The sequence below is a fragment of the Acidimangrovimonas pyrenivorans genome, from assembly GCF_042643245.1.
Lineage (GTDB): Bacteria > Pseudomonadota > Alphaproteobacteria > Rhodobacterales > Rhodobacteraceae > Acidimangrovimonas > Acidimangrovimonas pyrenivorans.
In genome coordinates this window covers 1,016,494-1,036,823 of sequence record NZ_JBHRSK010000004.1, presented here as the reverse complement: position 1 = coordinate 1,036,823, position 20,330 = coordinate 1,016,494, and the positions used below count along the sequence as shown (strand labels likewise).

General features: G+C 70.7%; 16 protein-coding genes. 3 read left to right on the top strand and 13 right to left on the bottom strand.

Annotated elements, in window-relative coordinates:
- Positions 1-10: 10 nt before the first annotated feature.
- Positions 11-622: an Lrp/AsnC family transcriptional regulator gene (locus ACFOES_RS07915; RefSeq protein ID WP_377832662.1), complete on the bottom strand. Its 612-nt coding sequence runs from the start codon at positions 620-622 to the stop codon at positions 11-13.
- A gap of 120 nt (positions 623-742) precedes the next feature.
- Between ACFOES_RS07915 and ACFOES_RS07910 the strand changes: the two genes are divergently transcribed.
- Complete coding sequence (locus tag ACFOES_RS07910; protein ID WP_377832661.1) at positions 743-3,109, top strand: transketolase; 2,367 nt, start codon at positions 743-745, stop codon at positions 3,107-3,109.
- A gap of 179 nt (positions 3,110-3,288) precedes the next feature.
- On the opposite strand, the gene ACFOES_RS07905 is transcribed toward ACFOES_RS07910, so the two are convergent.
- The 12 genes from ACFOES_RS07905 to ACFOES_RS07850 form a co-directional block, all read right to left on the bottom strand.
- On the bottom strand, positions 3,289-4,383 hold the full coding sequence (locus ACFOES_RS07905) for a YeeE/YedE family protein (protein ID WP_377832660.1): 1,095 nt from the start codon (positions 4,381-4,383) through the stop codon (positions 3,289-3,291).
- A gap of 284 nt (positions 4,384-4,667) precedes the next feature.
- Positions 4,668-5,285, bottom strand: coding sequence for a class I SAM-dependent methyltransferase (locus tag ACFOES_RS07900; protein WP_377832659.1), 618 nt, complete (start codon positions 5,283-5,285; stop codon positions 4,668-4,670).
- Entirely contained in the window at positions 5,275-6,033 is a 759-nt protein-coding gene (gene pssA / locus ACFOES_RS07895) for a CDP-diacylglycerol--serine O-phosphatidyltransferase (RefSeq protein ID WP_377832658.1), read from the bottom strand. The genes ACFOES_RS07900 and pssA overlap by 11 nt, the downstream gene beginning before the upstream one ends.
- A 3-nt stretch (positions 6,034-6,036) precedes the next feature.
- Positions 6,037-6,762, bottom strand: a complete 726-nt coding sequence (locus ACFOES_RS07890; RefSeq protein ID WP_377833016.1) for a phosphatidylserine decarboxylase — start codon at positions 6,760-6,762, stop codon at positions 6,037-6,039.
- An 82-nt stretch (positions 6,763-6,844) separates the two neighbouring features.
- Entirely contained in the window at positions 6,845-7,606 is a 762-nt protein-coding gene (locus ACFOES_RS07885; protein WP_377832657.1) for a hypothetical protein, read from the bottom strand.
- Positions 7,607-7,685: 79 nt separating this feature from the next.
- Positions 7,686-8,111 (bottom strand): hypothetical protein, encoded by a 426-nt coding sequence (locus tag ACFOES_RS07880; RefSeq protein ID WP_377832656.1) that lies wholly within the window; start codon positions 8,109-8,111, stop codon positions 7,686-7,688.
- Positions 8,112-8,184: 73 nt separating this feature from the next.
- On the bottom strand, positions 8,185-9,189 hold the full coding sequence (locus tag ACFOES_RS07875) for a dynamin family protein (protein ID WP_377832655.1): 1,005 nt from the start codon (positions 9,187-9,189) through the stop codon (positions 8,185-8,187).
- A gap of 26 nt (positions 9,190-9,215) precedes the next feature.
- Entirely contained in the window at positions 9,216-11,267 is a 2,052-nt protein-coding gene (locus ACFOES_RS07870) for a dynamin family protein (RefSeq protein ID WP_377832654.1), read from the bottom strand.
- Positions 11,268-11,393: 126 nt separating this feature from the next.
- On the bottom strand, positions 11,394-12,806 hold the full coding sequence (locus ACFOES_RS07865) for a hypothetical protein (protein ID WP_377832653.1): 1,413 nt from the start codon (positions 12,804-12,806) through the stop codon (positions 11,394-11,396).
- Positions 12,803-13,762 (bottom strand): PP2C family protein-serine/threonine phosphatase, encoded by a 960-nt coding sequence (locus tag ACFOES_RS07860; protein WP_377832652.1) that lies wholly within the window; start codon positions 13,760-13,762, stop codon positions 12,803-12,805. Before ACFOES_RS07860 ends, ACFOES_RS07865 begins: the two co-directional genes overlap by 4 nt.
- On the bottom strand, positions 13,746-14,996 hold the full coding sequence (locus ACFOES_RS07855) for an FHA domain-containing protein (protein ID WP_377832651.1): 1,251 nt from the start codon (positions 14,994-14,996) through the stop codon (positions 13,746-13,748). Before ACFOES_RS07855 ends, ACFOES_RS07860 begins: the two co-directional genes overlap by 17 nt.
- Before the next feature lie 77 nt (positions 14,997-15,073).
- Entirely contained in the window at positions 15,074-16,360 is a 1,287-nt protein-coding gene (locus ACFOES_RS07850) for a serine/threonine-protein kinase (RefSeq protein WP_377832650.1), read from the bottom strand.
- A 209-nt stretch (positions 16,361-16,569) separates the two neighbouring features.
- Between ACFOES_RS07850 and ACFOES_RS07845 the strand changes: the two genes are divergently transcribed.
- Positions 16,570-17,955 carry a M20/M25/M40 family metallo-hydrolase gene (locus tag ACFOES_RS07845; protein WP_377832648.1) on the top strand — a complete coding sequence of 462 codons (1,386 nt, stop codon included), beginning with the start codon at positions 16,570-16,572 and terminating at the stop codon, positions 17,953-17,955.
- Positions 17,956-18,279: 324 nt separating this feature from the next.
- Complete coding sequence (locus ACFOES_RS07840) at positions 18,280-20,205, top strand: elongation factor G (protein WP_377832647.1); 1,926 nt, start codon at positions 18,280-18,282, stop codon at positions 20,203-20,205.
- Positions 20,206-20,330: the final 125 nt, after the last annotated feature.

Below are 20,330 nucleotides of genomic sequence, written 5' to 3'. Positions count from 1 at the left end.
GAAGATGAAGCTATTCTATTCTGCTGTTCTCCGGGGCGTCAGCCCCGGATCGCGCCCGACCCGCCCCCCAGGGCGGGCGCGATTGCGCCCACCCACGGGACGGGCGCGATCCTTCGTTCAAAGCTGCGGGCGCCGACACTGCGCCCAGGGTCGCTTGCGGCGTCCGCGCCACGCCCGACTTCACCCGCCGCAACGGCAGCGAGCTTTCGATATTCGCCACCCCGGGCACCTTGGTCAGCTTGCCGGTCAGGAAGGTCTCGAAGGCCGCCAGCCCGGTGGTCGCGACCCGCATCAGGTAGTCGCGGTTGCCGGTCATCAGCCAGCAATCGACCACCTCGGGAAAGCTGCGGATCGCCGCCTCGAACTGGTCCATCGACAGGTCCATCTGCTTGTCCAGCTTGACCGAGACGAAGACCGAGACCTCGTATCCCAGCGCCACCTCGTCGATCAGGGCGCAATAGCCGGTGATGATGCCGCGCCCCTCGAGCTGGCGCAGCCGCCGCGCCACCGGGGTCGGGCTGAGGCCGATGCGCTCGGCCAGCTCCTGGATCGAGATTCGCCCGTCCTTGCGCAATTCCCGCAGGATCTGGATATCGAAACTGTCGATCTTGTCGCTTTCCACCACGTATTCCCCATTTCGTAGCGCATCCCGCCAAGGGATAGCCCCGCAGCCGCGCCAATAGCAAGAAATCCACCCCGCCGCCGCGCTAGACTGCGCGCCACCCAGCATCAGGACATGGCCATGCCTACCGACCCTCTGAAGACCATCGAACAGCGGCTGCTGTGGCTGTCGCACTGGATGATCCACAATGCCAACCACGTCCGGCCCAAGGTGGACGGGATCAAGGTGGGCGGGCACCAGGCTTCCTCGGCCTCGATGGTCTCGATCCTGACCGCGCTCTATTTCTCGGCGCTGAAGCCCGAGGACCGGGTGGCGGTCAAGCCGCACGCCTCGCCGATCTTCCACGCGATGCAATACCTGATGGGCAATCTCGACCGCGCGCGGATGGAGAATTTCCGCGGCTTCGGCGGCGTCCAGAGCTACCCGTCGCGGACCAAGGATGTCGACGATGTCGACTTCTCGACCGGCTCGGTCGGCCTTGGCGTCGCCATCACCTCCTTCGCGTCGCTGATCCAGGACTACATCAAGGCCAAGGACTGGGGCGGCGACGCGCCGATGGGCCGGATGGTGGCGCTGGTCGGCGATGCCGAGCTCGACGAGGGCAATATCTACGAATGCCTGCAGGAGGGCTGGAAGAACGAGCTGCGCAATGTCTGGTGGGTGATCGACTACAACCGCCAGTCGCTGGACGGGATCGTGCGCGAGGGGCTGTGGAGCCGGGTCGAGAAGATCTTCGACGCCTTCGGCTGGGACGTGGTGCGGGTGAAATACGGGGTGTTGCAGCGCGCCGCCTTCGAGGAGCCGGGCGGGGAGAAGCTGCGCGACTGGATCGACGCCTGCCCGAACCAGGAATACTCGGCGCTGACCTATCAGGGCGGCGCGGTCTGGCGCGCCCGGCTGATGGAGGACCTGGGCGACCAGGGCGACGTGAGCGCGCTGATCGAGCGGCGCTCGGACGCCGAGCTGGCGGAGCTGATGGAGAATCTCGGCGGCAATTGCGTCGCCACCATGGCCGAGACCTTCGCCGCCATCGACCATGACCGGCCCACCTGCTTCCTCGCCTATACCGTCAAGGGCTGGGGCACGCCGATCGCCGGCCACAAGGACAACCATGGCGGGCTGATGACCAAGGCCCAGATGGCCGCGTGGCAGCAGGAGATGGGCGTGGCCGAGGGCCAGGAATGGGAGCCCTTCGCCACCGTCGACGACCCGGCGGCTCTGCGCGCCTTCCTCTCCGAGGTGCCGTTCTTCGCCAAGGGGCCGCGGCGCTATTCCGGCGCCCGGCTGCCGGTGCCCGCCATCGCGGCGCAGACCGAGCGCGAGACCTCGACCCAGGCCGCCTTCGGCAAGATCCTCGACGACCTGGCGCGCGGCGACAGCGACCTGGCCGCCCGCATCGTCACCATGTCGCCCGATGTCACCGGCACCACCAGCCTCGGTCCCTGGGTCAACCGCCGCAAGCTCTTCGCCCGCACCGCGCTGGCCGACGCCTTCATCGAGCACCGGATCCCGTCGATGGCGAAGTGGACCTTCGCGCCCGAGGGCCAGCACCTCGAATTGGGCATCGCCGAGATGAACCTGTTCCTCGCGCTCGGCGCCGCCGGGCTGTCGCATTCGTTGTTCGGCAAGCGCCTGATCCCGATCGGCACGGTCTACGACCCCTTCGTCGCCCGCGGCCTCGATGCCCTGACCTATGCCTGCTACCAGGACGCCCGCTTCCTCATCGTCGGCACCCCGTCCGGGGTAACGCTGGCGCCCGAGGGCGGGGCGCACCAGTCGATCGGCACGCCGCTGATCGGCATGAGCCAGGACGGGCTGGCCGCCTTCGAACCCGCCTTCGCCGACGAGCTGGCGGTGATCCTGGAATGGGCCTTCGACTACCTCCAGCGCGACGGCGAGGGCGACCCGGACGAGCGCACCTGGCTGCGTGACGAGACCGGCGGCTCGGTCTATCTGCGGCTGACGACGAACCCGCTCGAACAGCCCGGCAAGCGCGCCGACGACGCCTTCCGCCAGGGCGCCATCGACGGCGCCTACTGGCTGCGCAAGCCGGGGCCGAATTGCGAGCTGGTCATCGCCTATCAGGGCGCGGTGGCGGGCGAGGCGATCAAGGCGGCGGGGATCATCGCCGGCCAGCGCCGCGATATCGGCGTGCTGGCCGTCACCTCGGCCGACCGGCTCAACGCCGGCTGGACCGCGGCGCAACGGGCGCGGGCGCGGGGCAATGCGCGGGCCGTCAGCCATGTCGAGCGGCTGATGTCCGAGCTGCCGCCGCACTGCCGGCTGCTGACCGTGCTCGACGGCCACCCGGCGACGCTGTCCTGGCTGGGGGCGGTGGCGGGGCATGTGACGATCCCGCTCGGCGTCGAGCATTTCGGCCAGACCGGCACCATCGGCGACCTCTACCGCCATTACGGCATCGACGCCGAGGCGATGGTCGAGAAAGTCGGCGGCCTGACCGCGGGCCGGCCGCTGACGGTGGGGTAGAGCAATCGGTTTCCAAAGCTCGCCGCACCTTGCGGCACTCCGCCCGGTGTGCACGTGAAACATGCAGGGCGAGGGCCGCTGTAGGCTTCTTCAGACGGGCATTGCTTGGCTTCGTGACGCTCCGGAAACCGGTGGCCGGTTCCCGGAGCGATTAGCCCGTGACGAACTCCCGGTGCGGATCAGGCGATCCGCTCCATCACCTTCACCCCGACGACGCCGCCGGCGAAGATGAAGGCGAAGGTCAGGAACGAGCCGAGCGCCAGCGTCGAGACGCCGCTCATCGCCTGGCCGACGGTGCAGCCCAGCGCCAGCACGCCGCCGACGCCCATCAGCGCCGCGCCGACCATGTTGCGGAACGAATCCGAGGTGTCGGCGAAGGTGGTCAGGTGCAGCCGTCCCTCGCTCAGCGCGCCGAGGAAGCCGCCGATCAGCGCCCCCGCCGTCGTCACCACGCCGAAGCCCGGCGCGCCGAGCGCGGTGAAGCGCATCAGGTAGTCGAGGCTGTCGCCCGACGGCCGGACATAGCTGAGCGAAACCAGCTGCACCGGCACGTCGGCGAAATCGTCGAAGGCCAGCCCGGTCAGCGCCCAGCCGGCGGTGACGCAGAGGCCGAGCCCGACCCCGGCGGCGATGTGGCGCGGCGAGCTGCGGAAGCCGGCATCCTTGAGGCAATAGGCCAGCACCGCCAGCGCGACGACGATGGCGCTGCCCAGCGTCGCGGCCTGGACCGAGATGCCGGTCTCGGCGGCGAGCAGGGCGCCGAGGCTCTGGGTCTGCATCCCCATCCCGGTCAGGTCGGTCGAGAGCGGCGTGAACAGCGACACCCGCAAGGGCGCGATCAGCCCGCCGATGGTCATGTAGGCGAAGATGCCGGTGATCACCAACACCACGCAGGAGCGCAGGTCGCCGCTGCCGGCCCGGACCAGGTTGCGGCTGATGCAGCCGCCCGACAGCACCATGCCGACGCCGAAGATCAGCCCGCCGACCATGTTGGCGCCCCAGGTCAGGGTCGAGGCCTCGTACATGGTCTGCGACATGTCGGCGACGCCCAGCCACTCGATGCCGGCAACGCCGAGCATGGCGACGGCCACGGCCAGCAGCCACGAGCGGAAGCGGCGGTAATCGCCGAAGGACAGGATGTCCGAGATCGAGCCCATGGTGCAGAAATTGGTCCGGTAGACGATGAAGCCGAAGACGATGCCGATGATCAGCCCGCCCCAGCCGAGATAGAACGCCGCTGAATCGACAACGGTCTCCTTCAAGGTCGCAAGCATGTTCTCCTCCCTGCGGTTCCTCCCCGGCTTCCTTTGTAACATTGCGACAAATTATCGCATAGAATTTTGTTAATGTGTCGCGTGGCCCCGGGGTCGGCACAATTTTCCGCATTGAGGACATGGGGTTGGAGGGGGCGACAGCGCCCGCATCCCGCCTGGCGGGCCAGATTTGGCCCGATACTTCAGTATAGGGCGTGGCTCACCTGTGAGCCCGACGGGGGCGCCCCCCGTTCGCACAAAAAGGCCACTGCGCCGCAGTCCCGAACAAGCAGCCGGCCGCGCCCTCAGCCCTTCCGCTCGAGCAGCAGCCAGGTCATCATCCCGATCGGCGGCAGGCGGTCGCGTTCCAGCTCGACCAGCCGCGGCTCGCCCAGCACGTGCTCGATGGCGAAATCCGACTGCCAGCCGATGACGTTCTCGAGCCGGGCCGAGAGCTTCTCGAGCAGCCCAAGCAGCCCGCCATTGCCCGAGAAATGGTTGACGATCACCACCTTGCCGCCGGGCTTGCAGACCCGCGCCATCTCGCTCAGCACCCGTTCCGGCTCGGGCACCACCGAGAGCACATGCATCGCGGCGACGGAATCGAAGCTGGCGTCGGGAAAGTCGAGCTGGCGCGCATCCATCTGGCGCAGCGCCTTGATCCGGGTCAGGCCCTGATCGCGGACCTTCTCCTCGGCCTTGGCCAGCATCTCTTCCGAGTAATCGACCCCGGTCACGGCCAGGTCGCCGCCATAGAGCGGCAGCACCAGCCCGGTGCCGACGCCGACTTCCAGCAGGCTGCCGCCCCGCTTGCTCAGATAGGCGGCGGCGCGGCGGCGGCCGGGATTGGTGGCGGCGCCGAAGGTGCGGTCGTAGACCGGGGCCCAGCGGCGGTAGGATCGGCGGACGGCGTCAATGTCCATTGGCGCGGCGGCTCCTTCTGACTTTGCGGACCGAGGCCACGACCAGCGCCAGGTAGGCGACGTCCAGCGCGATCAGCACGGCCCAGGGATAGGTGAACAGGGTCGCGGCGACGGCGACCAGGGCGATGACCAGGTAACGGACCCGTTCGGTGCGGACTCGCACTGCCTTGAGCGACGGCGTCGGCAGCCGGCTGATCAGCAACAGGCCGATCAGCACGATCCAGCCGGCGACCAGCGCGAAATGGGGTAGGGCGTGGTCGGGGAACAGCCGCCAGATGAAATAGGGCATCAGCGCCAGGAAGGCGCCGGCCGGCGCCGGGATGCCGACGAAGAAGGCGCGGTCGGCATCGCTGGCCGAGGACTTGGAATCGACGTTGAACCGGGCCAGGCGCAGCACGCAGCAGACGGCGTAGATCAGCACCGCGATCCAGCCTTCGCGCGGGGCCTCCTGCATCGACCAGGCATAGAGGAACAGCCCCGGCGCGACGCCGAAATTGAGGAAATCGGCCAGCGAGTCGAGCTCCGCCCCGATCGCGCTTTCCGATTTCAGCAGCCGCGCGATGCGGCCGTCGATGCCGTCGAGCAGCGCCGCCAGCAGGATCAGCGCCACCGCCATGTCGAACCGGCCCGACATGGCGAAGCGGATCGCCGTCAGCCCGGCGCAGATCGCCCCCACCGTCAGCAGGTTGGGCAGCATCTGGGTCAGCGTCTGCGCCGCCGGGCGCCGGGTTCTGCGGTCGCGCGCCATGGATCAGTCGGCCCGGCCGAGGCGCGGCGCTTCCTCGCTGGCCAGGTCGGCCAGCACGGTCTCGCCGGCGATCATGGTCTGGCCCTCGGCCACCAGCGGCGAGACGCCAGGCGGCAGGTAGACGTCGAGCCGCGAGCCGAAGCGGATCAACCCGAAACGCTCGCCGCGGGCGAGGCTCTGGCCGGCAGTGACGAAGGGCACGATGCGCCGCGCCACCAGCCCGGCGATCTGGACCACGACCAGGTCGCGGCCGTCGGGCAGGGTGATCAGCAGGCTGTTGCGCTCGTTGTCCTCGCTGGCCTTGTCGAGCGAGGCGTTGAGAAACTTGCCCGGCCGGTAGGCCATCTTGGCCAGGGTGCCGTCGACCGGGCTGCGGTTCACATGGACGTTGAACACGCTCATGAAGACGCTGACCCGGGTCAGGGCGATCGGCTCCAGCCCGAGCTCGGCCGGCGGCACCGCCGGTTCGATCATCGAGACGATGCCGTCGGCGGGGCTGACGATGAGGCCGTCGCGCTGCGGCACGCTGCGCACCGGGTTGCGGAAGAAGTAGTAGCACCAGATCGTCAGCCCGGTGCCGATCAGCCCCAGCGGCGTCCAGATCCAGAACAGCACCAGCGTGGCGAGGGCGAAGATGCCGACGAAACGCCAGCCTTCGGGGTGCATCGGCTTGAGGAAGGTCTCGTGCATCTTCATCGGGGCGGCCCTTTTGCTTTGCGCCTGTGGTATCGGGGCGAGGGGTCGGATTCAATCGCCAATCGGTCGCGTTCGGCGCCGGGCCGGGCTGCCGGCGCTGCCGCGTGGGCAGAGATCAGCCGAAGGCGCGCCGCCAGGCCAGCCGCAGCGCCCGCAGCCGGTCGGGCGGAAACAGCATCAGCAGGCTGCGCGCCCCCGCGGCGCCGAACAGCACCGCCGGGGCGTCCGGGTCGGGGCCGCGCTGGATCAGGCAGACCGGGGCCTCGGCGTCGCCGCCCTCGGGCTCGGGCAGCGGGATGCCGGCCTCGGCGGCGGCGTAGAGACGCTGGAGCAGGGCGTCGTCGCCGGCCTGGTCGGTGATCTCGTCGCCGTCGAGCACGAACCAGGCGCGCGACAGCGGCGCGGCCGTGGCGAGAAAGCCGTCGAGCCCGCCGCCGCGCGGCGGGGCCGTCAGTGAAACCTGCCAGGCCTCGGCCAGGGCGGCGGGGGCGCAGCCCAGCTCCTCGCCGACCTGCGGCCGCCGGGCCAGCTTGCGCGCGGTCACGGTCAGCGCCGCGCTGGTGCCGGCGAAACGCTCGATCAGCCCGTGCAGCGTCGCGGCCGTCTCGTCGCGCGTACCCGACAGCGCCTGGCCGGCCAGTGCGGCGAAGGCCGCGTCGGGCACGCTGCGGACCCGCAGCAGGCGCCGGCCCGAGACGTCGAGCCCCAGCACCGCGCCGGCGTCGTTGGTGAAGTCGAGCTCGCGGCCCAGCACGGTCTCGTCGATCTCGCGCAGGATCGCGGCGGTGCCGTCGCCCGGGCCGGCAAGATCGAGCAGCCGGCCGCCATCGCGCTCCGCCGCCGTCCGGCCGCGCAGCTGCCCCAGCTTGTCCTTCACTCCGTCCGTCCCCGTCACCCTGACCCCGTTACCCTGGCCATCGCCCTGGCCTTCACCCTGGCCGTCTTGCCCATTCCCGTCACTTGCCGCACGCCTCTTCCCCGGCGCCACCCTTGGAGCCGTCCTGGCCGCCGATGGCGCCCAGGCTGTCGCGGGCGCGCTCGATCAGGCTCTCGACGTCCATGTCGGCGGCGCAAATGCAGCAGAGCGCGTCGGTCGCCACCGCGGGCGAGCGCAGGAAGACCTCGACCATGTCGCCGTTGAACGCGATCGCCGCGTCGATGCCGCTGCCCGGGGCGCGGTCGAGCGCGATCTCGGCACTGGCACCGGCGGCACCGTTGAGCAGCTCCTGCGCGGTGCGGCACAGCCGGTCGAGCCGCTCCTGCGGCGGCTTGCGGTCGGAACTGGAGCAGAGGATGAGCCCGGTCGAGATGTCGCCGAAGGCGATCATGGCACAGCCCGGCGCGTCCTGCCGCAGACTGTCGAGCCGAGCCGCGATGTCCATTCCTGCCCCCTGACGGTTCTGCCGTGCCCCCGCGGAGCCTTGCGGGCCGTGCGGGAGCGGCGCGGCGACGGCCCTATGGCTGCATCGGCCCGTCGTCGTCGCCGTAATACGCGGCCGAGGCCGCCTGGGCAAGCGTCGCGGCCTCGGCCGCCTGGTCGGGATCGGGCCGGGCCGGCCGGCGGTGGTTGGAAATCGCGACCCGGACCCGGCGCGGCACGATCCGCACCGTCGATTGCGGCATCACCGCCGCCACGGCGGTTTCGACCTCGCCGCCCCCGGCCGCGCCGGTGCCGTCGCCGAAATCATGCGGCTCGTGCTGGTTCAGCGACCGTTCCATGCCCGCGGTGACCTCGATGCCGAGGGTCTGCGAGACGCTGTGCAGCCGTTCGACCAGGGCCTCCATGAAGGCCTCGGCGCCGCTGCGTTCCCAACGCTCGCGGTCGTCGCGGGCTTCCAGCGCCTCGGTCAGCGAGATCGGGAAGCAGTCGGCGAACAGCCCCTCGGTCTCGCGTGCGACGCGGCGCAGCACCCGGGTCCGGTCCTTGTCGGTCAACAGCTTGTCGAAGCGGGTCAGCAGCAGCAGGCTGTGGGCGCGCAGCTTCGGCGCCATCGATTCCCACACCGCCGCCTCGCTCTGGCGCCAGGCCTGGGTGGCATGGGTGCACCAGACCACCATGTCGGCATGGCCGACCACCGGCTGCCAGACCTCGGGCGACATGTTCGGGTCCGAGATGCCGGGCATGTCGATCAGGTCGCACAGCTCGAGGATGTCGGACTTCTGGAAAATCCGGATCACCCGCGTTTCCTCGGGCCGGATCGCGCCCAGATCGTCAAGCGAGACCGGCCGGCGGGTGCCGTCGAGATCCTCGCAATAGGCCGCCTCGTCGCCATAGGAGATCCAGACCGGCGGCAGCTGGGTTGCGGTGATCTTGGTCGGCAGCGGGCTGGCGCCGATCAGCATGTTCGACAGGGTGCTCTTGCCGGCGCTGAACTCGCCCATGAAGGCGATCCGCGGCTTGCGCGTCTGCGACCCGGCGCCATCTTCCGTCGCGGCCTCCGCGGGAGGGGGATTTCCCATGTACATGTCCTGTGCTCCCTGTCGGTTCAGGCCGCGTCGCGGGCCAGCGAGGCCATGACGTCGGTGATCGCCGCCAGCCGGGCCTCGGCGCCGTTGTCGGCCGGGCCGGCGCCGGACCGGTCGGCCAGCCCGACCAGGATCTCGCGCTGCTCGTCCATGAAGCCCTGCAGCGCCGCCACGGCATCGGCATGCACCGCCTCGGCCTGGGCCTGCTTGAGGTCGCGGATCAGCGGCTCGGTCTCGGCCATGATCATCTGGTAGAAGCTGGCGGCATAGGCCTGGTAGCCGCGCCGGCGCTGCCACCAGCTGCGCCACCAGTTGCCGCGGATGTCCAGCGCGATGGTCTGGCCGATCTCCACCGGCGGGGCGATGCTCGGCGGCGGCGGCGCGGCGATCTGGACCTCCTCGCTCAGGTCGAAGGCGCGCTGGTAAAGCTGGCCCAGTTCGACCGCCATGCCCTCGTAGACCAGCTTGGCGGCCTTCTGGGCGCGGGCGCTGAACAGCTGGTGACCGCTGCGCAGCAGCATCCGCAGCCCGGTCGGATCGTAGCTCCAGACCACCTTGTCGCCCTTGGTCTCGAGATGCGAGATCAGCGCCGCGGTGGCGCGTTCGAGGAAACTGGTATGCGAGCGGTCGATCCGCCCGCGGTAGTCGCCGATCACCTTCTCGAACTGGCTGTCGAGCATATCCCGCCCGAGCCCGCCGATCCGGTCGATCTCGGCCAGCAGTTCGGCGCGCGGAAGGATCAGCTTGGGGGCGCCGCCGTCGCGGGTGGCCAGCGCGCCGCTGGCGGTCTGGACCCCCTTGGCGAGGTTGGCGGTGCTGCGCGCGACGCGGTCGACCAGTTCCTGCCCGACGCCGGCGCCGATCCGGTCCGACAGGGCGTTGAACAGCGCCGAGATGCCCGACAGCTTCCAGACCAGTTCCAGCGGCGAGCCCTCGGGCACGCCGCTGTCGAGGCAGGCCTCGGCCCAGTTGAGCAGCGCGGCGGTGCTTTCCGGCGCCATCTCCTCGAGCGTGCCGGCCAGCGCGTGCTGGGCCCAGTAGGCGCTGCCGAACAGGATCTGGGCATCGGTCGGGCCCTGGTGCAGGCGCAGGGTCTCGCGGATCGAGGCGTCGATCTCGGGGATCTGCTTGCCCGGGTCGGAGAGCTCGTCGATGCGGTTGACGAAGACGATCACCTCGCGCGACTTGATGTTCGAGATCAGCCGGATCAGCGCCATGTCGACCGAGGACAGCGCCTGGTGGGCCGACAGCACGACGACGCAGAGCCGGCTGTCGCGGATCGCCCGGATCGTGATCTGCTCGCGCATCATGAAGGTGTCGTTGACGCCCGGCGTGTCGCGGATGCACAGCTTCATCGGGTATTCGGCGCGGCGCAGCTGGAGATCGGCCGACTTGGTGATGTCGGCAAATCGGCCCTGCTGCAGGGCGTCTTCGTCCTCTTCCGCGTCGTCGAAGAAATCGCCCAGGCAGACATAGCGCTCGATCAGGTCGGCGTCGAAGCTGGCGTAGTCGTGCTCCTGGCCGAGCAGCAGCTCGAAACGCTCGCCCAGACGGGTGCGGGACTTCTCGCGCATCTCCTCGATCTGGCGCTGGAGCTTTTCCAGCTCCTCGTCGGCGCCGGCGCGGCTGGCCAGCTCGCCCAGCCGGCCGCCCTTGTCCAGCAGCTTGGCCCATTCGTCGGTCTCGAAGAAGCGGAACACGGCGCTGCCGGCGTCGTGCGGCGCCTGCGGGTCGAGATGCAGCGAGGTGACGACCGAGGTCCAGGGATTGACGTCGGCGGGCAGCAGGTCGGGCCGGCCGATCATCGCGTTGACCAGCGAGGTCTTGCCCGACTTGACCTGGCCGATCATGGTCACGCCCGGCTCGAACCCGGCGATCTGGGCCTTCAGCCGCCGGGCGCCGTTGCGGGTGGCCTCGTCGCCGACCTCTGCCAGGGTTCCGAGCGCGTCGTCGAGCTCGGACAGCTTGTCGAGGAGCCCCTGCAGACCGTCGAAGCCGAGGGTCAGCAGGCGGGCGTTTTCCGCATCGGCGATGGCACCGTGCATTTCGGGAAAGCCGCTCTCAGCATTCATGTCGCATGTCCCAGTTCCAGGTCGCGCGCACCGGTATCGGGAACCTTGGGGGCTGCGGGCCCCATCGTCGCAAGCAGACTCACCGTGGACTCGCCGAGCGGGCGCAATTTTAATCATTAACGCGGGTTAACGTGGCGATTCTAAGGCGGTTTCCCGGCGCAATTCGACAGCTGCCCCGGCGCGGTGCGGGCCGGGGCAGGCGGCGCGCTCGGCGGACAGGCCCTGGCCGATCTCGCGCCGCAGTTGCAGCAGCAGCGTCACCGCGTCCTCGGCCGCGGCGGCGGAGTTCTCGAGCCGCAGCAGAAGCAGCATTTCCGAGGCGTCCATGATCTCGTCGCAATAGGCGCCGCAAGCGGCCTCCGCGTCGGCGCCGAACAGCGCGTCGAGCGCCTCGACGCTTTCGGCACAGTGTTCGAGCAGCGGGCCGTGGTCGTCCGAGTCGGCGGCGTCGCGCAGGGCATCGAGCGCCTCGGCCCTGTCGCGCAGCATCCGCACCGCCTCGGCCCGCAGTTCCGGCGGCCCCATCTCGTCTTGAAGCGCCGCGAGCGGGGCCCCGGGCGGCTCCGGCGCGGCTGCCGGCGCCGGGTCGGGATTGGCCGGCGCGGGCGCCGCGACGGCGCTTATCCCGTCGGGAAGGGCCGCCTTCGGGGCGCCAGTGTCGGGGCCACCAGTGTCGGGGCCGCTCGTCTCCGGGCCGGGCCGCGGCGGCGCGGGCCGCAGCGCGCCGTGGCGGCGCAGGAACAGCAGCGCGTTGTCGAGATCGGCGCGCCGGCCCTGGTCGGCATCGCGCAACAGCGCCCCGATCAACCCCTTGCCGCCGCTGGCCGCCAGCGCCGCGGCGTCGGGCCCGGCGCTTCGGCCGAGCGCGGCGAGCGCCTGCAGCGTCGCCACCGGGTGCAGGCTGTGGAACTCCTCGGCGACGATCTCGGCCAGGTTCGAGAGGCGATCCTGCAACGCACCGGCGCGGTGCAGGGCGTCGGCCTTGGTCAGCGCCAGGAAGCCGTGATCCTTGAGCGCGTCGGGCACGTGCTGCCACAGCAGCCGTTCCTCGGGGCCGAAGTCCTGGCTGCACCAGACCAGGATATCGGCCCGCGCCACCGCCCGCTCGAGCGCGGCGCGCAGGCTTTCGACCGAGGGCGCGGTGGCCGGCTCGAACAGGCTGATCCGCTTCAGGATCGGCGCCGGGTCGGTCAGGGTGATCGTCCCGGCCGCCGCGAGCCGGTCGGCGGGGAACTGGTGGCCGGGCAGGCGCTCTTCGCCGCCGTCGGCCAGGGTCAGCACCGTCTCGGCGGCGGCGCCGTGGACCAGCGCCAGGTCGGCGCGCGGCGGCCGCTCGGGCAGGATTTCCCGCCCGGCCAGCAGGTTGAACAGCCGGCTCTTGCCGCTGGCCGCCGGCCCGGTGACGGCGATCCGCACCGGCGCGGTCAGCCGGGCGCGCAGCCGCGCCCCCTGGTCGCGCAGCGCCGGCGCCAGATCGGGCGCGGCCAGCATCGCCTCGAGACTGGCGAGAACCGTTTCGACCGTGCCTTCCCGCTTCATTGCGAACCGCTCCGCGGCAAGGCGGTGCGGCCGAACAGGAAGCCGGTGCGCCAGCGGGCCGGCCGGCCGGTGCCGGTGGCGCCGCGCGGCGGGCGCTCGGAATTGCTGGCGACGGTCTCGGCGCGGGTGGGTTCGACGCGCAGCGGCATCACCCGTCCGGTCCGGGCGGCGGGAATGGCGCGGATCACGGCGAAGGTGGCGTTGTCCTGGTCGGGATGGGCCTGGGCGTCCAGCGCCGCCAGCAGCGCCTGGGCGACGCGGGCGCTGCCCTCGGCGGCATGGCGGGCGAGGATCGCCGAGATCTGGGCCTCGGGCAGGAATTGCAGACCGTCGCTGGCCAGGATCACGGTATCGCCCTCGCGCAGCGCGAAGGGCGTGTCGGGGCAGTCGATCCGCGGCACGTGGATGCCGCACAGCGCCGAAGTCAGGCAATTGCGGTCGGGATGGCCGCTCGCCTCGGCCTGCGACATCTGGCCGGCCTGGACCAGCATGTCGATCTGCGGCGCCATCGAGTGATCCTCGTTGAGCTGCCGCAGCGCGCCGTCGCGATGCAAGAGCAGCGGCGAATCCCCGACCGAGAGCCAGTAGAGCCGCGTGTCGAGCAGCGCCAGCGCAACCAGCGTCGTGCCCATGCCACGGGTGCCCTCGTGGTTGTCGGCATGGCTCTTGATGCAGTCGTTCGCCGACAAGGCGGCCTCGCGCAGCAGCCCCGGCAGTTCGGTCTCGAGCCGCGTCGGATCGCCGCTCTGCAGCTTGAGCTCGCTGAACACCTCGGTGACCGCGATCTTGCTGGCGACGTCGCCGGCGGCGTGGCCGCCCATGCCGTCGGCCAGAACCGCCAGCGCCAGCTCGCCGCCGATCGGGAAATCGGTGACGATCGCATCCTCCTGGTGCGGGCGGCTGCCGCGGCTGGTCGCCGTGGCCGTGTCGAAGCCGATCTCAGAGACCGTCGACATCGTCGACCTCCTCTTCTTCGCCGTCACGCCAGTCGAAGCCGTCCTTGCAGAAGGCGACGAAGCGCAGGGTGGTTTCGCCGATCCGGATCTCGTCGCCGTCGCTGATTTCCTCGGTGCTCAGCACCGGCATGTCGTTGAGCCGGACGATATTGGCCTTGCCGCCATGGCCGAGGAAGTATTTCCGCTGCTCCGGGTCATAGGCCACGACCGCGTGGCTGTTGCGCGAGATGGCGGTGTCGCCGAAGTCGAGCCGGACGGCCTGGTCGCTGCCGCGGCCGATCGGCGAGACGCCGTTGAACAGGGTGAAGCAGGCGCCGCGGCCGGGGCCGGCGACGACCACGATCCAGCCCACCGGGCAGCGCCGCCCGTCCGGCGCCGCCGTGCTGCCGGCCTCCGCGCCCGCCGCGGCGAACGGGTCGCTGGCCTCGCCGCTGTGCTCGAAGCCCATCAGCCGGGTCTTGACCCGGCCGGCGCGGCGCGCGGTGCGGCCGGCGGTGGCGCCGGGCATCTCGACCAGCGACAGATCGGGCAGCGGTTCCGCCGGCGCGGCCGCCGGCGCCGGTGACGACGCCTGTGACGACGCCTGTGAGGGCGGCGCTGACGGCGGTGGGGAGGCGGGCTCGGGCGCCGGCGATGGCGCGGCGGCGCCCTGAGGGGGAAGCGGCTGGGAGCCCCGGCTCTGGTACGACCGGGGCTGGGAGGGCCGGGGCCGCGAGGTCGGCGCGCGCGCGGTCGTGGCCCCGGCCTCCGCCTCCGCGGCATCCGCCGTGCGCGAGGAGCGCGGCGGCTGGCGGCGCGAGCTGTTCGAGAACGGGCTCTGCGGCGGCTGCGACGGTGCCCGCGCGCCACGCGGGCGCGAGGTGACGTATTTGTCGACCACCGCCGCCGCCGGCTCCGGCGCGACCGCCGGTCGCTCAAGAGACAGGGGCGCGACATTGTCGGCCGGGGGCGCGAGCCCCGCGTCATCCTCCGCGGCCGCGATGTCCGGTGCGGGAGCCGGGGCGGCGGCAGGTTCCGTCGCGGCGGCGGCAGGCGCGGAGTCGGAGGGCATGACGGGAACCGACGGGGCCCAGTCGCCCCCGGCGAGCGTGCGCCGGAACGACAGCATCTCGGCGGCACTGGCCTCGGGCGTGAGCTGCAGGCCGACCGGGGCGTCGCCGCGCTTGGCCTGCGCCGCGCCGTCCGGGGCCTGGGCCGAGGAGGTGCCTGCGCTCTTGCGTCTGAACAGCTTCATGTCTCTGCCTTTCCTGTTCTGCCCCGTATCGCCTCAGTCCCGCCTCAGTGCCGTCTCAGTGCCATCTCAGTGCCGCTTCAGTCCCGCAGGCGGGGCTTCAGGCCGCGGCCGAAGAAAAACCCCAGCAGCCCCAGGCGACGGGGACGCTGCACGGGCTGGGATGCCGCGCCGGGCACCTGTCGCCACTGGCCTTTGCCGGAGGCCGGCGCCTCCGCCCCTTCCTCGAAGTTGTAAAGACTGCCGTCGCCCTCGAGCTGCCACGCGAAATAGACCTTCTTCTCGGGCTTGGCCGGCACCCGTGCCATGTCGCGCTTCTTGCGCTTGTCCGCCTCGGTGGCATCCTCCACCGCGCGGTTGACCTCCTGCACCAGCTGCGAGATCGACTCGTCGATGCGCGCGTCGTTGCGCACGCGGGCCTGCGCCGCCTCGCGCCGCTGCCGGGCGTCGATCAGCGCCAGCCATTCCTGCGCGGTCTGCGGCCGCTGCTTGGGAAACAGCGCCATCGCCCTGTCGATCGAGGCCAGCAGGTCCTTGTCGTAATCCGGGAACCGGCCGGCCAGCGGCTGGTAGGGATCGGGCTCCTGCGCGGCGACGACGGCGAGCCGCATCTGGCTGTTCACCGGGGCATGGCCCGCGATCAGGTGGTAGAAGGTGGCGGCCAGGGAATAGAGATCGCTGGCCGGCGCCTGCGGACCGTTGGAGATGTAGAATTCCTGGGGCGAATAGCCGTCCTTGACCACCTGCAGCGCCGACAGCACCCGGCTGGCCTTGGTCGCCTGCTCGCGCGCGGCGCCGAAATCGATCAGCACCGGCTCGTCGGTCGGCCCCAGCAGGATGTTGTCGGGCGCGATGTCGCGGTGCAGCAGGCCGTGGTCGTGGACGAAGCCGATGGCGCGCAGCAGCTTCTGCAGCATCTCGCTGATCTCGGCGGGGCCCAGCAATTGCGGCGCCTCCTCGACGATGTCGAGCAGGTCGTCGCCCTCGACATAGTCGAGCGCCATGTAGGCGGTGCCGTTATCCTCGAACACCTGGTGGACGCCGACGATATTGGGGTGGCGCACCTTGGCCAGCCGCCGCGCCTCCTGCACGAACAGCCGCACGACCGAGTTGAACTCGTCCTGGTGCACGCGCGAGCGGGCGCGGACCTCGCGGTCGCTGCGGCTGCACATCGTGCCGGGAAAGCATTCCTTGATCACCACGGTGCGGTCGAGGCTGTCGCGGGCGAGATAGGTCAGGCCGAAGCCGCCGACCTTGAGGAACCTCTCGATCGTGTACTGGCCATGCAGCAGGCGGGTGCCGGGCTTGAGTTCGTCGGTGAACTCCTCCGCGCTCGAAACGCCGTCCATGTCCAATGCCGCTTTCATCTATTCCCGTGTGCCTCCGTGCCCGCCGAATCCCGTGCGGTTCGCGACAGCCGTACCTGCACGGATCGTTGCGGTTGAATTTGACCAAATCATGGAGCCATTGGGGCAGAATGCGTTCCCGCGCCGGAAGGGCGGGCGCCGGCGGTCTCGAGGCTGGACCTCGCGGTGCCAGCGGCTACTCTGCGCCCGACAGCCAGGAGGGACGGGGCATGACGACGGACAGCGGCCTGAACGCGATTTTCGACCACATCGATGCCGGGCGCGAGGCGGCGCTTGCCCGGCTGATCGACTATGTCCGCCATCCCAGCATCAGCGCCCAGAACATCGGCATCGCCGAGGTCGCCGACCTGGTGACCGGGATGCTGGAGGGGCTGGGGATGGAGGTCGAGCGGCTGGCGGCGCCGGGCCATCCGGTGCTGCTCGGCCGCTACACGGTCGATCCGGCCAAGCCGACGGTGCTGTTCTACGGCCATTACGACGTCCAGCCGCCCGAGCCGCTGGAGCTGTGGGACAGCCCGCCCTTCGAGCCGGAAATCCGCGACGGCCGCATCTACGGCCGCGGCGTCGGCGACAACAAGGGCCAGCATTTCGCCCAGCTGCTGGCGATCGAATCCCACCTCAAGGTCACGGGAACTCTGCCCTGCAACGTGTTGTTCCTGCTGGAAGGAGAGGAAGAGGTCGGTAGCCCGCACATCGCCCGGATCATCCGCGATCACGGCGACAAGCTGCGCGCCGATCTCGTCATCACCGCCGACGGGCCGATGCACCCGACCGGCCTGCCGACGATCACCTATGGCGTGCGCGGCATGATGGGGTTCGAGCTGCGGGCGCGGACGGCGAAGCGCGACGCCCATTCGGGCAATTTCGGCGGCGTGATGCCGAACGCGGTGTGGAAGCTGGTCCAGCTCTTGGCGACGATGAAGGCGCCCGACGGCACCATCACCATCGACGGGCTGGCCGATCCGATCGTGCCGCCGACCGAGGCCGACCTGGCGGCGATGGCGGCGCTGCCGCTCGATGTCGAGGGGCTGAAAGCCGAGATGGGGATGGCGGAGCTCGACGCTCCCGCCGGGCGGCCGTTCTACGAGCGGCTGATGTTCCGGCCGACGCTGACGATCAACGGGCTGCATGGCGGCTATGGCGGGCCGGGCTCGAAATCGGTGCTGCCCTGCGAGGCGGTGGCGAAATGCGACATAAGGCTGGTCGAGGCGATGACGCCGGATCAGGCGCTGGACTGCGTCCGCGCCCATGTCCGCCGCCATGCGCCGGATGTCGAGGTCGTGGCGCAGGGCGGCATGCTGCCGTCGAAAACCCCGGTCGACTCGCCCTGGTCGCCGGTGCTGCAGGGGGCGCTGAGAGAGGCGCATGGCGTCGAGCCGATCGTCATTCCCTGCATGGGCGGCAGCCTTCCGGATTACGTCTTCACCAAGATCCTCGGCCTGCCGGCCTTCGTCATTCCCTACGCCAATGCCGACGAGGCCAACCACGCGCCGAACGAGAATCTCGAGGTGAAGTGCTTCCTCAACGGCATCCGCAGCGGGGCGGCGCTGCTCGACGCCATCGGCCGGCAGCCGGCTGGGTTGGCGAAGGGGTAGGGGGAACAGCTCCACCCTTTCGCCCGGCGTGCCTTCGTGCCAGCCTCGCCTGGACATCGAGCCAGCTTGGGGAGGGCCGCCGATCTGCCAGCCGTGATCGCCGTTCCGCCCGCTTCCCCTTGACGGCGGTTCCCGCTTTCGGGGACAGTCGGAACATGACCTGAGGGCGCGGCGGGTTCCGCCGTCGGGCGGGGCGAGCGCGCTGCGGGCCGAGGCTGGCCATGGGCCGGCGCCGCCACGTCAGGCGCCCCGGGGGATCCTCGTTCCGCGATCAGATCGTGCAAAGAAGCAACCGGGCGCGACAGAGGATCGGGGGAGTTCATCATGAGAGTATTCACGGTGCTGGGGCCGTCCAACGCGGGCAAGTCGACGCTGGTCGAGGCGCTCGGCCGGCTCGAGGGCGGCAGCCCGGACAGATTCACCCTGTCGGATGCGGTGACGCTGCAGAGCTTCGGCTATCTCGGCGACGACTGGGCGGCGATCGACATCGCCGGCGGGCCCGACGCGCTCTGCTTCACCGGCCCGGCGCTGGCGGCCAGCGATGCCGCCGTGCTCTGCGTCCCGCCCGAGGCCGATGCGGCGGTGCTCTCGGCCCCTTACCTGCGGCTGATCGAGGAGGCGGGGATTCCCTGCCTCGTCTTCGTCAACAAGATGGACGCGACCGAGGAGCGGCTGGCCGACATCGTCGCCGCGCTGCAGGCCTACAGCACCCACAAGCTGGTGCTGCGCCAGGTGCCGATCCGCGAGGGCGGCGCGGTGGTCGGCGCCGTCGACCTGATCTCGGAACGGGCGTGGAAATACCGCGAGGGCGAGCCCTCGGCGCTGATCGAGCTGCCCGCCGACATGGCCGGGCGCGAGCGGGAGGCGCGGACCGAACTGCTGGAATCGCTGGCCGATTTCGACGACACGCTGATGGAGGAGCTGATCGAGGATCAGCAGCCGATGACCGAGGAGATCTACGAGGTCGCAGCCAAGGTGCTGCAGCATCACGACCTGGTCGAGACCCTGGTCGGCGCCGCCAGCCACGCCAACGGCATCACGCGGCTGATGAAGACCCTGCGCCACGAGGCGCCGGGCCACGAGGTCGCGCGCGAGCGGCTGGGGGCCGATGCCGAGATCGCCGCCATCGGCTGCCTCGGCGACGTCAAGAAGCACCTCGGCAAGATGGTCATGGTCCGGACGCTGGGCCCGGGCGTGGCCGCCGGGGCCGAGCTGGCGGGCGAGACGCTGGGCAGCCTGACCGCAATCGACGGCAAGACCCAGGTCGCGGCGCTGGAGCCCGGCCAGGTGGCGCTGACGGTGAAGTCCGATCACCTCGTGCCGGGGCAGCTCTACAGCGCCGCCGGCACCGCGCCGCTGCCCGACTGGGCCCGGCCGCGCCCGGCGATGTTCCGCGAGATCCTGACCGCCACGCATGAGCGCGACGATGCCAGGCTGTCGACGGCGCTGGCCCGGCTGGCCGAGATCGACCCCGGCCTGTCGGTCGGCCAGGACGAGCTCAGCGGCCGGGTGGTGCTGGGCACCCAGGGCCAGCTCCATGCCCGGCGGCTGGTCGAGCGGCTCGAGGGCCAGTTCGGGCTCGAGACCGAGGCCGGCGCGGTGCCGCCCGCCTTCCGCGAGACGGTGGCGCGCAAGGTCGAGTGGCATCACCGCCACCGCAAGCAATCGGGCGGGGCGGGGCAGTTCGCCGACGTGGTGATCGAACTGCGGCCGCTGGCGCGCGGTGCCGGGGTCGAGTTCTCGGAAGAGGTCAAGGGCGGCGCGGTGCCGCGCAACTACATCCCGGCGGTCGAGGCCGGGGTGCGCGAGGCGCTCGCCGCCGGGCCGAACGGCTTTCCGGTCGTCGACGTCGCCGTGGTGCTGAAGGACGGCAAGAGCCATGCCGTCGATTCCTCGGATTTCGCCTTCCGCACGGCGGGCAAGAACGCGGTGCGCGAGGCGCTGGCCGAGGCCAGGCCCTTCGTGCTGCAGCCGATCCTGCGGGCCGAGATCCAGGTGCCCTCGATCTATTCCGGCGCGCTGGTGCCGGCGGTCAGCGGCCTCAAGGGCCAGGTGCTGGGCTTCGACGCCCATCCGACGGCGGCGGGCTGGGACGTGTTCACCGCGCTCCTGCCGGCGGCCGAGCAGGACAACCTGTTCCGCAGCCTGGGCAGCGCGACCCGCGGCACCGCCTGGTTCGAGGTCGAATTCGACCACTACGAGGAGGTCGCGGCCAAGGACGTCAAGCGCGCCGAGGCGGCACAGGCGTAAGCGGCGGGGGGCTTCGGTTCCCGGCGTCTTTCGCGGGCGGTTCTCTCGACAGTGGTTGCGGTGCGCTGATGGCGCGGAATCAAGGCGCAGCCGCCGCGCAGCGCCTGCCCGTCCCGTCGCACCAG

Coding starts and splice junctions, on each gene's coding strand:
- ACFOES_RS07910 (WP_377832661.1), top strand. CDS start 743: ATGCCTACCGACCCTCTGAAGACCATCGAACAGCGGCTGCTGTGGCTG.
- ACFOES_RS07905 (WP_377832660.1), bottom strand. CDS start 4,383: ATGCTTGCGACCTTGAAGGAGACCGTTGTCGATTCAGCGGCGTTCTAT.
- ACFOES_RS07900 (WP_377832659.1), bottom strand. CDS start 5,285: ATGGACATTGACGCCGTCCGCCGATCCTACCGCCGCTGGGCCCCGGTC.
- pssA (WP_377832658.1), bottom strand. CDS start 6,033: ATGGCGCGCGACCGCAGAACCCGGCGCCCGGCGGCGCAGACGCTGACC.
- ACFOES_RS07880 (WP_377832656.1), bottom strand. CDS start 8,111: ATGGACATCGCGGCTCGGCTCGACAGTCTGCGGCAGGACGCGCCGGGC.
- ACFOES_RS07875 (WP_377832655.1), bottom strand. CDS start 9,189: ATGGGAAATCCCCCTCCCGCGGAGGCCGCGACGGAAGATGGCGCCGGG.
- ACFOES_RS07870 (WP_377832654.1), bottom strand. CDS start 11,267: ATGAATGCTGAGAGCGGCTTTCCCGAAATGCACGGTGCCATCGCCGAT.
- ACFOES_RS07865 (WP_377832653.1), bottom strand. CDS start 12,806: ATGAAGCGGGAAGGCACGGTCGAAACGGTTCTCGCCAGTCTCGAGGCG.
- ACFOES_RS07860 (WP_377832652.1), bottom strand. CDS start 13,762: ATGTCGACGGTCTCTGAGATCGGCTTCGACACGGCCACGGCGACCAGC.
- ACFOES_RS07855 (WP_377832651.1), bottom strand. CDS start 14,996: ATGAAGCTGTTCAGACGCAAGAGCGCAGGCACCTCCTCGGCCCAGGCC.
- ACFOES_RS07850 (WP_377832650.1), bottom strand. CDS start 16,360: ATGAAAGCGGCATTGGACATGGACGGCGTTTCGAGCGCGGAGGAGTTC.
- ACFOES_RS07845 (WP_377832648.1), top strand. CDS start 16,570: ATGACGACGGACAGCGGCCTGAACGCGATTTTCGACCACATCGATGCC.
- ACFOES_RS07840 (WP_377832647.1), top strand. CDS start 18,280: ATGAGAGTATTCACGGTGCTGGGGCCGTCCAACGCGGGCAAGTCGACG.